General features: G+C 70.3%; 13 protein-coding genes. 12 read left to right on the top strand and 1 reads right to left on the bottom strand.

Features of this window, described 5'->3' with window-relative positions; translation table 11 throughout:
- Positions 1–257: 257 nt before the first annotated feature.
- Complete coding sequence (bldD, locus tag ACZ4VT_RS20060) at positions 258–758, bottom strand: transcriptional regulator BldD (protein ID WP_007263032.1); 501 nt, start codon at positions 756–758, stop codon at positions 258–260.
- 289 nt (positions 759–1,047) lie between these two features.
- Here bldD and pyrR point away from each other — a divergent pair, with 289 nt between their 5' ends.
- The 12 genes from pyrR (at position 1,048) to coaBC (ending at position 14,068) form a co-directional block, all read left to right on the top strand.
- Positions 1,048–1,623: a bifunctional pyr operon transcriptional regulator/uracil phosphoribosyltransferase PyrR gene (gene pyrR, locus ACZ4VT_RS20055; RefSeq protein WP_030706334.1), complete on the top strand. Its 576-nt coding sequence runs from the start codon at positions 1,048–1,050 to the stop codon at positions 1,621–1,623.
- A 114-nt stretch (positions 1,624–1,737) separates the two neighbouring features.
- Positions 1,738–2,778, top strand: a complete 1,041-nt coding sequence (locus ACZ4VT_RS20050; protein WP_467951343.1) for an aspartate carbamoyltransferase catalytic subunit — start codon at positions 1,738–1,740, stop codon at positions 2,776–2,778.
- A 2-nt stretch (positions 2,779–2,780) separates the two neighbouring features.
- Positions 2,781–4,067, top strand: a complete 1,287-nt coding sequence (locus ACZ4VT_RS20045; RefSeq protein WP_467951341.1) for a dihydroorotase — start codon at positions 2,781–2,783, stop codon at positions 4,065–4,067.
- Positions 4,064–4,645: a PH-like domain-containing protein gene (locus ACZ4VT_RS20040; RefSeq protein WP_467951339.1), complete on the top strand. Its 582-nt coding sequence runs from the start codon at positions 4,064–4,066 to the stop codon at positions 4,643–4,645. Before ACZ4VT_RS20045 ends, ACZ4VT_RS20040 begins: the two co-directional genes overlap by 4 nt.
- Positions 4,642–5,805 carry a glutamine-hydrolyzing carbamoyl-phosphate synthase small subunit gene (gene carA, locus ACZ4VT_RS20035; protein WP_467951338.1) on the top strand — a complete coding sequence of 388 codons (1,164 nt, stop codon included), beginning with the start codon at positions 4,642–4,644 and terminating at the stop codon, positions 5,803–5,805. Before ACZ4VT_RS20040 ends, carA begins: the two co-directional genes overlap by 4 nt.
- Positions 5,798–9,106, top strand: coding sequence for a carbamoyl-phosphate synthase large subunit (gene carB, locus ACZ4VT_RS20030; RefSeq protein WP_467951336.1), 3,309 nt, complete (start codon positions 5,798–5,800; stop codon positions 9,104–9,106). The genes carA and carB overlap by 8 nt, the downstream gene beginning before the upstream one ends.
- A 90-nt stretch (positions 9,107–9,196) precedes the next feature.
- Positions 9,197–10,306 (top strand): quinone-dependent dihydroorotate dehydrogenase, encoded by a 1,110-nt coding sequence (locus ACZ4VT_RS20025; RefSeq protein WP_467951334.1) that lies wholly within the window; start codon positions 9,197–9,199, stop codon positions 10,304–10,306.
- Positions 10,303–11,145, top strand: a complete 843-nt coding sequence (gene pyrF, locus ACZ4VT_RS20020) for an orotidine-5'-phosphate decarboxylase (protein ID WP_362810473.1) — start codon at positions 10,303–10,305, stop codon at positions 11,143–11,145. Before ACZ4VT_RS20025 ends, pyrF begins: the two co-directional genes overlap by 4 nt.
- Positions 11,146–11,449: 304 nt before the next feature.
- Positions 11,450–11,773, top strand: a complete 324-nt coding sequence (locus ACZ4VT_RS20015) for an integration host factor (protein WP_030008746.1) — start codon at positions 11,450–11,452, stop codon at positions 11,771–11,773.
- 61 nt (positions 11,774–11,834) lie between these two features.
- Entirely contained in the window at positions 11,835–12,398 is a 564-nt protein-coding gene (gene gmk, locus ACZ4VT_RS20010; RefSeq protein ID WP_030706348.1) for a guanylate kinase, read from the top strand.
- Positions 12,399–12,473: 75 nt separating this feature from the next.
- A complete protein-coding gene (gene rpoZ / locus ACZ4VT_RS20005; protein WP_004948662.1) occupies positions 12,474–12,746 on the top strand; it encodes a DNA-directed RNA polymerase subunit omega in 273 nt (90 codons plus the stop codon).
- Positions 12,747–12,853: 107 nt separating this feature from the next.
- Positions 12,854–14,068: a bifunctional phosphopantothenoylcysteine decarboxylase/phosphopantothenate--cysteine ligase CoaBC gene (gene coaBC, locus ACZ4VT_RS20000; RefSeq protein WP_467951333.1), complete on the top strand. Its 1,215-nt coding sequence runs from the start codon at positions 12,854–12,856 to the stop codon at positions 14,066–14,068.
- Positions 14,069–14,140: the final 72 nt, after the last annotated feature.

Here is a 14,140-nt window from a genome sequence, read left to right as displayed (position 1 = left end):
CGGACATCCATGCGGGTATCACGACGGCGGTGATCGTGAACACCGCGATCGTGGTCCTCGGGACCCTCACCACCGCCCTCTTCCTCCGCAACAAGGCGGCGAAGGACCTCACCTCCGCCTGAGCCACCGCGGCTCAGGTCCCCCAGGAGGCGGGGGGGGGGGGGGGGCCCCCCCCCCCCCCCCGGCGCCCCCCCCCCCCCCCCCCCCCCCCCCCCCCCCCCCACCGGTAACGTTTCTGCTGGTCCTGGAACCGGGGACTAGATGTCCTCGTGCGCCACCGCGCGGCGCGCGTCCGCGTCCAGCACGCCCCAGCTGATCAGCTGTTCGGTCAGGACCGAGGGGGACTGGTCGTAGATGACGGCCAGGGTGCGCAGGTCGTCCTGGCGGATCGACAGCACCTTGCCGTTGTAGTCGCCGCGCTGGCTCTGGATCGTCGCCGCGTAACGCTGCAGCGGGCCGGCCTTCTCGGCGGGAACGCCCGCCAGGCGCTCCAGGTCGAGACGCAGCTTCGGCGGCGGCTCGGCCGCTCCGCCGGGGGTCGTGCCCGGCAGCAGTTCCTGCACCGGAACACCGTAGAAGTCGGCCAGCTCGGCAAGACGCTGGACGGTCACGGCGCGGTCCCCGCGCTCGTAGGACCCGACCACCACGGCCTTCCACCGGCCCTGGGACTTCTCCTCGACACCGTGGAGGGAAAGGCCCTGCTGGGTGCGGATGGCGCGGAGCTTGGCCCCGAGCTGTTTGGCGTATTCGCTGGACATAACGCTCCCGGACGCTGTGACGCTGTGACGACATGGACGCTGTGACGACATTGACCACGTGCGGCTCCGCCGCGCGGCTGGTAACTCACTGTGAGGTTACGCAGCGTTACTTGGATGCGTCAAGCCGAATGGTCTTCGTCGCCCCCTCACGCGGGGCCCCAGCAGCCCCGTGGAAGCCCCTCCGTCCCAGGCCGGTGCCCGACGACAGGCCGCACCCTGGTACCGTGGGACGCGTACATCAGACGTCCTTTAAGGTCCGTCCCGTGAGGCGGAGAAGGAGGTCCTTTTCATGGACACCCAGCAGCAGCCCGATTCCATGCGCCCGGTACTCGAAGCGCAGGACATCGCGCGGGTCCTGACCCGCATCGCCCACGAGATCGTCGAACGCGCCAAGGGCGCCGACGACGTGGTGCTCCTCGGCATTCCCACCCGCGGTGTGTACCTCGCCCGCCGGCTGGCCGCCAAGCTCGAAGAGATCACCGGCACCAAGATCCCGGTCGGCTCCCTCGACATCACCATGTACCGCGACGACCTGCGGATGAAGCCCGCCCGCGCGATCGGCCGCACCGAGATCCCCGGCGACGACCTCGACGGCCGCCTCGTCGTCCTCGTCGACGACGTGCTCTTCTCCGGCCGCACGATCCGTGCGGCGCTCGACGCCCTCGGCGACCTCGGCCGCCCGCGCGCCGTGCAGCTCGCCGTCCTCGTCGACCGCGGCCACCGCGAACTGCCGATCCGCGCCGACTACGTCGGCAAGAACCTCCCCACGTCGCTGCGGGAGACCGTCAAGGTCCAGCTCCAGGAGGAGGACGGCCGTGACGCCGTACTGCTCGGCCAGCGGACCGCCCAGGCAGCAGGGCTGTAGCCCTTACGCGGTGACGGGCCCCCACAGGGGGTCCGCGCCGAAGCCTGCCCTGCCCGCCCGCACCACTGCCCGTCAGTCCGCCTGCCTGCCCTCCCGACCTACGGAGCCATCCAGATGAAGCGCCACCTCATCTCGGCCGCCGATCTCACGCGCGACGACGCCGTCCTGATCCTCGACACCGCCGAGGAGATGGCCCGCGTCGCGGACCGGCCGATCAAGAAGCTGCCCACCCTGCGCGGCCTCACGGTCGTCAACCTCTTCTTCGAGGACTCGACCCGCACCCGGATCTCCTTCGAGGCGGCCGCCAAGCGGCTCTCCGCCGACGTCATCAACTTCTCCGCCAAGGGTTCCTCCGTTTCCAAGGGCGAATCCCTGAAGGACACCGCGCTGACCCTGGAGGCCATGGGCGCCGACGCGGTCGTCATCCGCCACCACGCCTCCGGCGCGCCCTACCGGCTCGCGACCTCCGGCTGGATCGACTCCGCCGTGGTCAACGCCGGCGACGGCACCCACGAGCACCCCACCCAGGCCCTGCTGGACGCCTTCACCATGCGCCGCCGCCTGGTCGGCCGCGACGCCGGCCTCGGCAAGGACCTGAACGGCCGCCGGATCACCATCGTCGGCGACGTCCTGCACAGCCGCGTGGCCCGCTCCAACGTCCACCTGCTGCACACCCTCGGCGCCGAGGTCACCCTGGTGGCCCCGCCCACGCTCGTCCCGATCGGCGTCGAGACCTGGCCGTGCGAGGTCTCGTACAGCCTCGACGAGGTGCTGCCGAAGTCCGACGCGGTGATGATGCTGCGTGTGCAGCGCGAACGCATGAACGCCGCCTTCTTCCCGACCGAGCGCGAGTACTCCCGCCGGTACGGGCTCGACGGCGACCGCATGGCGAAGATGCCCGAGCACGCCATCGTGATGCACCCCGGCCCGATGAACCGCGGCATGGAGATCACCGCCGAGGTCGCCGACTCCGACCGCTGCACGGCCGTCGAGCAGGTCGCCAACGGCGTCTCCACCCGGATGGCCGTCCTGTACCTGCTGCTCGGAGGCTCCGAGCCCGCCGTCACCACCACCCCCGCCTCCCGCCCGTCGCCCACCACCACCCTTGATGGAGGCGCTCCGCGCCGTCCCTCTGATGCCGAGGAGAGCAAGTAACCATGAGCAAGATCCTTATCCGTGGCGCGAAGGTACTCGGCGGCGAGGCACAGGACGTCCTGATCGACGGCGAGACCATCGCCGAGGTCGGCCAGAACCTCTCCGCCGAGGGCGCGACCGTCATCGAGGCCGAGGGCCAGGTCCTCCTCCCCGGCCTCGTCGACCTGCACACCCACCTGCGCGAGCCCGGCCGCGAGGACTCCGAGACCGTCCTCACCGGCACCCGCGCCGCAGCCTCCGGCGGCTACACCGCCGTGTTCGCCATGGCGAACACCTTCCCGGTCGCCGACACCGCCGGCGTCGTCGAGCAGGTCTGGCGCCTGGGCAAGGAGTCCGGCTACTGCGACGTGCAGCCCATCGGCGCCGTCACCGTCGGCCTGGAGGGCAAGCAGCTCTCCGAGCTGGGCGCCATGCACGACTCCGCCGCCCGCGTCACCGTCTTCTCCGACGACGGCAAGTGCGTGGACGACGCCGTGATCATGCGCCGCGCCCTGGAGTACGTGAAGGCCTTCGGCGGCGTCGTCGCCCAGCACGCCCAGGAGCCCCGCCTCACCGAGGGCGCCCAGATGAACGAGGGCATCGTCTCCGCCGAGCTCGGTCTGGGCGGCTGGCCGGCCGTCGCCGAGGAGTCGATCATCGCCCGCGACGTCCTCCTCGCCGAGCACGTCGGCTCCCGCGTCCACATCTGCCACCTCTCCACCGCCGGCTCCGTCGAGATCGTCCGCTGGGCCAAGTCCCGCGGCATCGACGTCACCGCCGAGGTCACCCCGCACCACCTCCTCCTCACCGAGGAGCTCGTGCGCTCGTACAACGCGGTCTACAAGGTCAACCCGCCGCTGCGCACCGAGCGCGACGTGCTGGCCCTGCGCGAGGCGCTCGCCGACGGCACGATCGACATCGTCGCCACCGACCACGCCCCGCACCCGCACGAGGACAAGGACTGCGAGTGGGCCGCCGCCGCCATGGGCATGGTCGGCCTGGAGACCGCGCTCTGCGTCGTCCAGCAGACGATGGTGGAGACCGGACTGCTCGACTGGGCGGGCGTCGCCGAGCGGATGTCCTTCGCCCCGGCGCGCATCGGCGGTCTGGAGAACCACGGCCGTCCCGTCTCGGCAGGTGAACCCGCGAACCTGACCTTGGTCGATACCTCGTACCGTGGTGTCGTGGACCCCGCACACTTCGCCTCCCGCAGCCGCAACACGCCTTACGAGGGCCGTGAGCTGCCGGGGCGCGTCACTCACACCTTCCTGCGGGGCCGGGCAACGGTCGTGGACGGGAAACTGGCGTGACACCTGCAGTAATCCAACTGGCCGCCGAGGCCGCCGAACGACAGTCGGCGGAGGTGACCAACCTCGGCGCCCGCATCGCGTGGGTGATCGGCCTGGTCGTGTTCGTCGCGTTCGTGTACTGGCTGATGCGGCAGGGCTGGAAATGGCGCGGCGCTCTGCAGAACGATCTGCCGGAGCTGCCCGCCGCCCCCGACGGTCTTCCCGAGCACCGGCTGGCCCTGACCGGCCGCTACCACGGGTCCACCACCGCCGGGCAGTGGCTCGACCGGATCGTCGCCCACGGTCTGGGCCTGCGCAGCCGGGTCGAGCTCACGCTCACCGACGCGGGCCTCGACGTGGTCCGCCCGGGGGCGGGCGACTTCTTCGTACCGGCCGCGCAGCTGCGCGGCGCCCGCCTCGACAAGGGAATCGCGGGCAAGGTACTCACCGAGGGCGGTCTGCTCATCGTCACCTGGGCGCACGGCGACAAGCTGATCGACTCCGGATTCCGCTCCGACCGCGCGGCCGAACACGCCGCCTGGGTCGAAGCGATCAACCTCATGAACTCATCCATCACGACGGAAGGCGCCGAACGATGACGACCTCCACCAGGGGAGCAGCCAAAGCTCCCGCCGTACTCGTCCTGGAGGACGGTCGCATCTTCCGCGGCCGTGCCTACGGCGCTGTGGGGGAGACCTTCGGCGAGGCCGTGTTCTCCACCGGCATGACCGGATACCAGGAGACCCTCACCGACCCGTCGTACCACCGGCAGGTCGTCGTGATGACCGCCCCGCACGTGGGCAACACCGGCGTCAACGACGAGGACCCCGAGTCCTCCCGCATCTGGGTGGCCGGCTACGTCGTCCGCGACCCCGCCCGCGTCCCCTCCAACTGGCGCTCGCAGCACTCGCTGGACGAGGAACTCGTCAAGCAGGGCGTCGTCGGGATCTCCGGCATCGACACCCGCGCCCTGACCCGCCACCTGCGCGAGCGCGGCGCCATGCGCGTCGGCATCTTCTCCGGCGACGCCTGGACGGGCATCCGCGACGAGGCCCTGCTGGCCAAGGTCCGGTCCCAGCCGCAGATGAAGGGCGCGAACCTCGCCGCCGAGGTCGCCACCAAGGAGGCGTACGTCGTCCCCGCCATCGGTGAGAAGAAGTTCACCGTGGCCGCCGTCGACCTCGGCATCAAGGGCATGACCCCGCACCGGATGGCCGAGCGCGGCATCGAGGTGCACGTGCTGCCCGCCACCGCCACCGTCGAGGACGTGTACGCGGTCAACCCGGACGGCGTGTTCTTCTCCAACGGCCCGGGCGACCCGGCCACCGCCGACGGCCCCGTCGCCGTCATGCAGGGCGTGCTGGAGCGCAAGACCCCGCTCTTCGGCATCTGCTTCGGCAACCAGATCCTGGGCCGCGCGCTCGGCTTCGGCACCTACAAGCTGAAGTACGGCCACCGCGGCATCAACCAGCCGGTGCAGGACCGCACCACCGGCAAGGTCGAGGTCACCGCGCACAACCACGGCTTCGCCGTCGACGCGCCGCTCGACAAGGTCTCGGAGACCGCCTACGGCCGCGCCGAGGTCTCCCACGTCTGCCTGAACGACCAGGTCGTCGAAGGCCTCCAGCTGCTCGACCAGCCGGCCTTCTCCGTCCAGTACCACCCCGAGGCGGCCGCCGGCCCGCACGACGCCGCGTACCTCTTCGACCGCTTCACGTCTTTGATGGAAACCGCCCTGATGGAGGCCGAGCGTGCCTAAGCGCACCGATATCCAGTCCGTCCTGGTCATCGGCTCCGGCCCGATCGTCATCGGACAGGCCGCCGAGTTCGACTACTCCGGCACCCAGGCCTGCCGCATCCTCAAGGCCGAGGGCCTGCGGGTCATCCTGGTCAACTCCAACCCCGCGACGATCATGACCGACCCGGAGATCGCCGACGCCACGTACGTCGAGCCGATCACCCCCGAGTTCGTCGAGAAGATCATCGCGAAGGAGCGCCCCGACGCGCTCCTCCCCACCCTCGGCGGCCAGACCGCGCTCAACACCGCGATCTCCATGCACGAGCAGGGTGTGCTGGAGAAGTACGGCGTCGAGCTCATCGGCGCCAACGTCGAGGCCATCAACAAGGGCGAGGACCGCGACCTCTTCAAGGGCGTCGTCGAAGCCGTCAAGGCCAAGATCGGCTACGGCGAGTCCGCCCGCTCGGTCATCTGCCACACGATGGACGACGTCATCAAGGGCGTCGACACCCTCGGCGGCTACCCCGTCGTCGTGCGCCCCTCCTTCACCATGGGCGGCGCCGGCTCCGGCTTCGCCCACGACGAGGACGAGCTGCGCCGCATCGCCGGCCAGGGCCTCACGCTCTCCCCGACCACCGAGGTGCTCCTGGAGGAGTCCATCCTCGGCTGGAAGGAGTACGAGCTGGAGCTGATGCGCGACACCAAGGACAACGTGGTCGTCGTCTGCTCCATCGAGAACTTCGACCCGATGGGCGTCCACACCGGCGACTCCATCACCGTCGCCCCGGCGATGACGCTGACCGACCGCGAGTACCAGCGGCTGCGCGACATCGGCATCGCGATCATCCGCGAGGTCGGCGTCGACACCGGCGGTTGCAACATCCAGTTCGCGATCGACCCGGCCGACGGCCGCGTCATCGTCATCGAGATGAACCCGCGCGTCTCGCGCTCCTCGGCGCTCGCCTCGAAGGCCACCGGCTTCCCGATCGCCAAGATCGCCGCCAAGCTGGCCATCGGCTACACGCTCGACGAGGTCCCCAACGACATCACCGAGAAGACGCCGGCCTCCTTCGAGCCGTCGCTCGACTACGTCGTCGTCAAGGCCCCGCGCTTCGCCTTCGAGAAGTTCCCGCTGGCCGACGCCACCCTCACCACCACCATGAAGTCGGTCGGCGAGGCCATGGCCATCGGCCGCAACTTCACCGAGGCGCTGCAGAAGGCCCTGCGCTCCCTGGAGAAGAAGGGCTCGCAGTTCACCTTCGTCGGCGACCCGGGCGACAAGGACGAGCTGCTGCGCACCGCGGTCCGCCCGACCGACGGCCGCATCAACACCGTCATGCAGGCCATCCGCGCCGGCGCCACCCAGGAGGAGGTCTTCGAGTTCACGAAGATCGACCCCTGGTTCGTCGACCAGCTCTTCCTCATCAAGGAGATCGCGGACGAGCTGACCGCCGCCGACAAGCTCCACCCCGAGCTGCTCGCCGAGGCCAAGCGCCACGGCTTCTCCGACGCCCAGATCGCCGAGATCCGCGGCCTGCGCGAGGACGTCGTCCGCGAGGTCCGCCACGCCCTCGGCGTCCGCCCGGTCTACAAGACGGTCGACACCTGCGCCGCCGAGTTCGCCGCGAAGACCCCGTACTTCTACTCCTCGTACGACGAGGAGTCCGAGGTCGCGCCCCGCACCAAGCCCGCGGTGATCATCCTGGGCTCCGGCCCGAACCGCATCGGCCAGGGCATCGAGTTCGACTACTCCTGCGTCCACGCCTCCTTCGCGCTCAGCGACGCCGGCTTCGAGACCGTGATGGTCAACTGCAACCCGGAGACCGTCTCCACGGACTACGACACCTCCGACCGCCTGTACTTCGAGCCGCTGACGCTCGAGGACGTGCTGGAGATCGTCCACGCGGAGTCGCTGGCCGGCCCCATCGCCGGTGTCATCGTCCAGCTCGGCGGCCAGACCCCCCTGGGTCTCGCCCAGGCGCTCAAGGACAACGGCGTGCCGGTCGTCGGCACCTCCCCGGAGGCCATCCACGCCGCCGAGGACCGCGGCGCGTTCGGCCAGGTCCTCGCCGAGGCCGGCCTGCCGGCCCCCAAGCACGGCACCGCCACCACCTTCACGGGCGCGAAGGCCATCGCCGACGAGATCGGCTACCCGGTCCTCGTCCGCCCGTCCTACGTGCTCGGCGGCCGCGGCATGGAGATCGTCTACGACGAGGCCCGCCTCGCGTCGTACATCGCCGAGTCCACCGAGATCTCCCCGACCCGCCCCGTGCTGGTCGACCGCTTCCTCGACGACGCGATCGAGATCGACGTCGACGCCCTCTACGACGGCCACGAGCTCTACCTCGGCGGCGTCATGGAGCACATCGAGGAAGCCGGCATCCACTCCGGCGACTCGGCCTGCGCCCTGCCCCCGATCACCCTCGGCGGCTACGACATCAAGCGCCTGCGCGCCTCCACCGAGGCCATCGCCAAGGGCGTCGGCGTCCGCGGCCTGATCAACATCCAGTTCGCGATGGCGGGTGACATCCTCTACGTCCTGGAGGCCAACCCGCGCGCCTCCCGGACCGTCCCCTTCACCTCGAAGGCGACCGCCGTCCCGCTCGCGAAGGCCGCCGCCCGCATCTCGCTCGGCACCACCATCGCCGAGCTGCGCGAGGAGGGCCTGCTGCCGAAGACCGGCGACGGCGGCACCCTGCCGATCGACGCGCCGATCTCCGTCAAGGAGGCCGTCATGCCGTGGTCGCGCTTCCGCGACATCCACGGCCGCGGCGTGGACACCGTCCTCGGCCCGGAGATGCGCTCCACCGGCGAGGTCATGGGCATCGACGCCGTCTTCGGCACCGCCTACGCCAAGTCGCAGGCCGGCGCCTACGGCCCGCTGCCCACCAAGGGCCGGGCGTTCATCTCCGTCGCCAACCGCGACAAGCGCTCGATGATCTTCCCGGCGCGTGAGCTCGTCGCCCACGGCTTCGAGCTGATGGCCACCTCCGGCACCGCCGAGGTCCTGCGCCGCAACGGCATCAACGCCACCATCGTGCGCAAGCTCAGCGAGGGCGAGGGCCCGAACGGCGAGAAGACCATCGTCCAGCTGATCCACGACGGCCAGGTCGACCTGATCGTCAACACCCCGTACGGCACCGGCGGCCGCCTCGACGGCTACGAGATCCGAACGGCGGCCGTGGCCCGCAGCGTCCCCTGCCTCACCACGGTCCAGGCACTCGCCGCGGCCGTCCAGGGCATCGACGCGCTCAACCGCGGCGACGTGGGCGTGCGCTCCCTCCAGGAGCACGCGGAGCACCTGACCGCGGCCCGCGACTAAGCAGCCCGTACAGCCCGGAAACGGGAGGGGGGACACCGGTTTCACGACGGGTGTCCCCCTTTCCATGAGCGCAGAGGGATCCTCTCGACGATGTACGAACTCTTCTTCAACCTGGTCTTCAAGCGGATGGACCCGGAGAAGGCCCACTACACGGCCTTCCGCTGGATCCGCCTCGCCGCCCGCACCCCCGTGCTGCGCACCTTCGTCGCGGCCTGGCTCGCCCCCCGCCACAAGGAGCTCCGCACCGAGGCCCTCGGCCTGCGCATGCACGGCCCCTTCGGGCTCGCCGCCGGCTTCGACAAGAACGCCGTGGCCATCGACGGCATGTCGATGCTCGGCTTCGACCACGTCGAGATCGGCACGGTCACGGCCGAGCCGCAGCCCGGCAACCCCAAGAAGCGGCTGTTCCGCCTCGTGCCGGACCGCGCGCTGATCAACCGGATGGGCTTCAACAACGAGGGCTCCGCGGCCGTCGCGGACCGCCTGGCGACCCGCCGGCCCGTCTTCAGGACGGTCGTCGGCGTCAACATCGGCAAGACGAAGGCCGTCCCGGAGGAGCAGGCGGTCGCGGACTACGTCGCCTCCACCGAGCGGCTCGCCCGCCACGCCGACTACCTCGTCGTGAACGTCTCCTCGCCGAACACCCCGGGCCTGCGCAACCTCCAGGCCACCGAGTCGCTGCGCCCGCTCCTGACGGCCGTACGGGAGGCCGCGGACCGCACCGTGACCGACCGCCGGGTCCCGCTGCTGGTCAAGATCGCCCCCGACCTGGCCGACGAGGACGTCGACGCGGTCGCCGACCTGGCCCTGGAGCTCGGCCTCGACGGCATCATCGCGACCAACACCACCATCGCGCGGGAGGGCCTCGGCCTGAAGTCCTCCCCGGACCTCGTGCAGGAGACCGGCGGGCTGTCCGGCGCCCCGGTCAAGGAGCGCTCGCTGGAGGTCCTGCGCCGCCTGTACGCCCGTGTGGGGGACCGGCTGGTCCTCGTCGGGGTCGGCGGCATCGAGAACGCCGAGGACGCCTGGCAGCGGATCCTGGCCGGGGCCACGCTGATCCAGGGCTACAGCGCCTTCATCTACGAGGGCCCCCGCTACGCCCGCGCCATCCACAAGGGCCTGGCCGCGCGCCTGGCCGTCAGCCCGTACGCGACGCTCGCCGAAGCGGTGGGCGCCGAGACCCGAAAGGCCGCGAAGTGAGCCCTGTGACCCCGTTCGGCACCCGCCTGCGCCAGGCGATGGACACCCGCGGCCCGCTGTGCGTGGGCATCGACCCGCACGCCGAGCTGCTGGCCCAGTGGGGCCTGTCCGACGACATCGCGGGCCTGGAGCGGTTCTCCCGCACCGTCGTGGAGGCGCTCGCGGAGTCGGTGGCGGTCTTCAAGCCGCAGGCGGCCTTCTTCGAGCGGTTCGGCTCCAGGGGCGTGGCCGTCCTGGAGCAGACCGTCGCGGACGCCCGCGCGGCCGGGACCCTGGTCGTGATGGACGCCAAGCGGGGCGACATCGGCTCGACCATGGCCGCGTACGCCTCGGCCTTCCTGGACCCGGCCTCGCCGCTGTTCTCGGACGCGCTGACGGTCTCCCCGTACCTGGGCTACGGCTCCCTGAAGCCGGCGGTGGACCTGGCCCGCGCCTCGGGCGCCGGCCTGTTCGTGCTCGCCCTGACCTCGAACCCGGAGGGCGCGGAGGTCCAGCGGGCGGTCCGGGAGGACGGCCGGACCATCGGCGCGACGATGCTGGCGCACCTGGCGGCGGAGAACGCGGACGCCTCCCCGATGGGTTCCTTCGGCGCGGTGGTCGGTGCCACGCTGGGCGACCTGTCCTCCTTCGACCTGGACATCAACGGGCCGCTGCTGGCCCCCGGCATCGGCGCGCAGGGCGCGACGGCGGCCGACCTGCCGGCGGTGTTCGGCAAGGCCGTGCGCAATGTCGTCCCGAACGTGTCGCGGGGCGTCCTGAAGCACGGCCCGGACGTCACGGCGCTGCGCGACTCGGCGCGTCGGTTCGCCGACGAGATCGGCGAGGCCGTCTCCGCGTAATCGTTCGCCCCTGGAGGCCGCCCGCGTCCCTCGCGGCGCGGCCTCTCGCACTTCTTGGCGAAACCCGAACGCTCTTCATCGGACAAAACAGAGGTATTTTGTCCGTGATGTACGGTTCAGTGGAGGCTGACCAGGACTTTTCGTCCGTTCTCGCTGACTGGAGCGGTGTTGGCCGCTAGTCTCCGAGCAGAGTGAACGTGCAGCGAACGCGTTTCGATCGCTGTTCGGGAGCTCGCCAGGTGTGGTGCCTTCGGGCTGCCCACCGGTCCGTATCCGACAGTTCGACATCCGAGGTGACGTAGGCGTGGCTCTTCCGCCCCTTACCCCTGAACAGCGCGCAGCCGCGCTCGAAAAGGCCGCCGCGGCTCGCCGGGAGCGGGCCGAGGTCAAGAATCGACTCAAGCACTCCGGCGCCTCGCTCCAAGAGGTCATCAAGACGGGCCAGGAGAACGACGTCATCGGCAAGATGAAGGTCTCCGCCCTGCTGGAGTCGCTGCCTGGCGTGGGCAAGGTGCGCGCCAAGCAGATCATGGAGCGTCTCGGCATCTCCGAGTCCCGGCGTGTCCGAGGTCTCGGTTCCAACCAGATCGCCTCTCTGGAGCGCGAGTTCGGCAGCACCGGCGCCTGAGGCGTCGACTGAAGTTCTCCCGGCGTTCTCAGGCAGTCCCGAGAACCTGGATAATCGCTCTATGGCAGCAGAGGTTCGTCCGCGGCTGACCGTGCTCTCCGGCCCCTCAGGGGTCGGCAAGAGCACGGTCGTCGCGCATATGCGCAAGGTTCACCCCGAGGTATGGCTCTCGGTGTCGGCCACCACCCGCAAGCCGCGGCCCGGTGAGCGACACGGAGTCCACTACTTCTTCGTCAATGACGACGAGTTCGACAAGCTGATCGCCAACGGCGAGCTGCTGGAGTGGGCCGAGTTCGCGGGCAACCGCTACGGCACACCGCGCGGCGCGGTGCTGGAACGCCTGGACAACGGCGAGCCGGTACTGCTGGAGATCGATCTCCAGGGGGCACGGCTCGTCCGCGAGTCCATGTCCGACGCCCAGCTCGTCTTCCTGGCCCCGCCGAGCTGGGACGAACTGGTCCGCCGGCTCACCGGCCGCGGCACCGAATCGGCCGAGGTGATCGAGCGCCGGCTCGCCTCCGCCAAGATCGAGCTCGCTGCCGAGTCGGAGTTCGACACCACCCTGGTCAACACCTCCGTCGAGGACGTGGCGCGTGAGCTGCTAGCCTTGATGGAAGTCGTCTGATTCGTTGGTCGATTTTTCATGATCGAGCGGATCTTGATCGATTCGATCTTTCCCACATTCTTCGGAAGGTAGAGCGTGTCCTCTTCCATCACTGCGCCCGAGGGCATCATCAACCCGCCGATCGACGAGCTGCTCGAGGCTACCGACTCGAAGTACAGCCTCGTGATCTACGCGGCCAAGCGCGCGCGTCAGATCAACGCGTACTACTCGCAGCTCGGTGAGGGCCTGCTGGAGTACGTCGGCCCGCTGGTGGACACCCACGTCCACGAGAAGCCGCTTTCGATCGCGCTGCGCGAGATCAACGCGGGTCTGCTGACCTCCGAGGCCATCGAGGCCCCGGCCCAGTAAGGCGCGAGAAATCCTTTCACCACAGGCCCGGCAGAACATCTGCCGGGCCTGTGGTGTGTCATGGGGGGCGACGACGAATGTGGACAAGGCTCGAAGGGGAGTGCGTGGTGGGTAAGCCGAAGGTCGTGCTGGGGGTCAGCGGCGGGATCGCCGCCTACAAGTCGTGCGAGCTGCTCCGCCTGCTGACCGAGTCCGGGCACGACGTCCGGGTGGTGCCCACGGCGGCCTCCCTGAACTTCGTCGGCGAGGCGACCTGGGCCGCCCTGTCCGGGAACCCGGCCTCGACCGAGGTGTGGGAGTCCGTCCACGAGGTGCCGCACGTGCGCATCGGCCAGTCCGCCGACCTCGTCGTCGTCGCCCCGGCCACCGCCGACCTGCTGGCCAAGGCCGCCCACGGGCTCGCCGACGACCTGCTCACGAACACGCTGCTCACCGCCCGATGTCCGGTGGTCTTCGCCCCCGCCATGCACACCGAGATGTGGGAGCACCCCGCCACCCAGGAGAACGTGGCCACGCTGCGCCGGCGCGGCGCCCTCGTCATCGAGCCCGCCGTCGGCCGGCTCACGGGCAAGGACACCGGCAAGGGACGGCTGCCCGACCCGGCGGAGATCTACGAGGTGTGCCGCAGGGTCCTGGCGCGCGGGGTGGACGAGCCGGACCTCGTGGGGCGGCACGTGGTGATCAGCGCGGGCGGCACGCGGGAACCGCTGGACCCGGTCCGCTTCCTCGGCAACCGCTCCTCCGGCAAGCAGGGCTACGCGCTCGCCCGTACGGCCGTCGCCCGCGGGGCCCGCGTCACCCTGGTGGCGGCCAACACCGCGCTGGCCGACCCGGCCGGGGCGGACGTCGTACGCGTGGGGACGGCTGTACAGCTGAGGGAGGCCGTGCTCAAGGCGGCCGCGGACGCCGACGTCGTGGTGATGGCCGCCGCCGTGGCCGACTTCCGGCCCGCCGAGTACGCGGGCGGGAAGATCAAGAAGAAGGAGGGGCAGGACCCCGCGCCGGTCGCCCTCGTACGGAATCCGGACGTCCTCGCGGAGATTTCGGCCGACCGGGCCCGGGAGGGGCAGGTCGTGGTGGGATTCGCCGCCGAGACCGACGACGTCCTCGCCAACGGCCGGGCCAAGCTCCTGCGCAAGGGATGTGATCTTCTCGTCGTGAACGAGGTCGGCGAAGCCCGCACCTTCGGTTCCGAGGAGAACGAAGCGGTCATCCTGGCCTCTGAGGGGTCGGATATCCAGGTGCCCTATGGACCGAAGGAAGCCTTGGCCGAGGTCATTTGGGACCAGGTGTCCGTCCGGCTGGCGCCGCGACGCGCCTGAACCGATTGCCCTTCTCCTGGTCACCTCCGTGGGTCAGAATGAGGTGCCGCAGGTCACACGGCTCCCATAAGG

The organism is Streptomyces sp. NPDC029164 (assembly GCF_055563995.1).
Note: the sequence above shows the minus strand (reverse complement) of the source record. Positions and strands in the feature narration are given on the sequence as shown.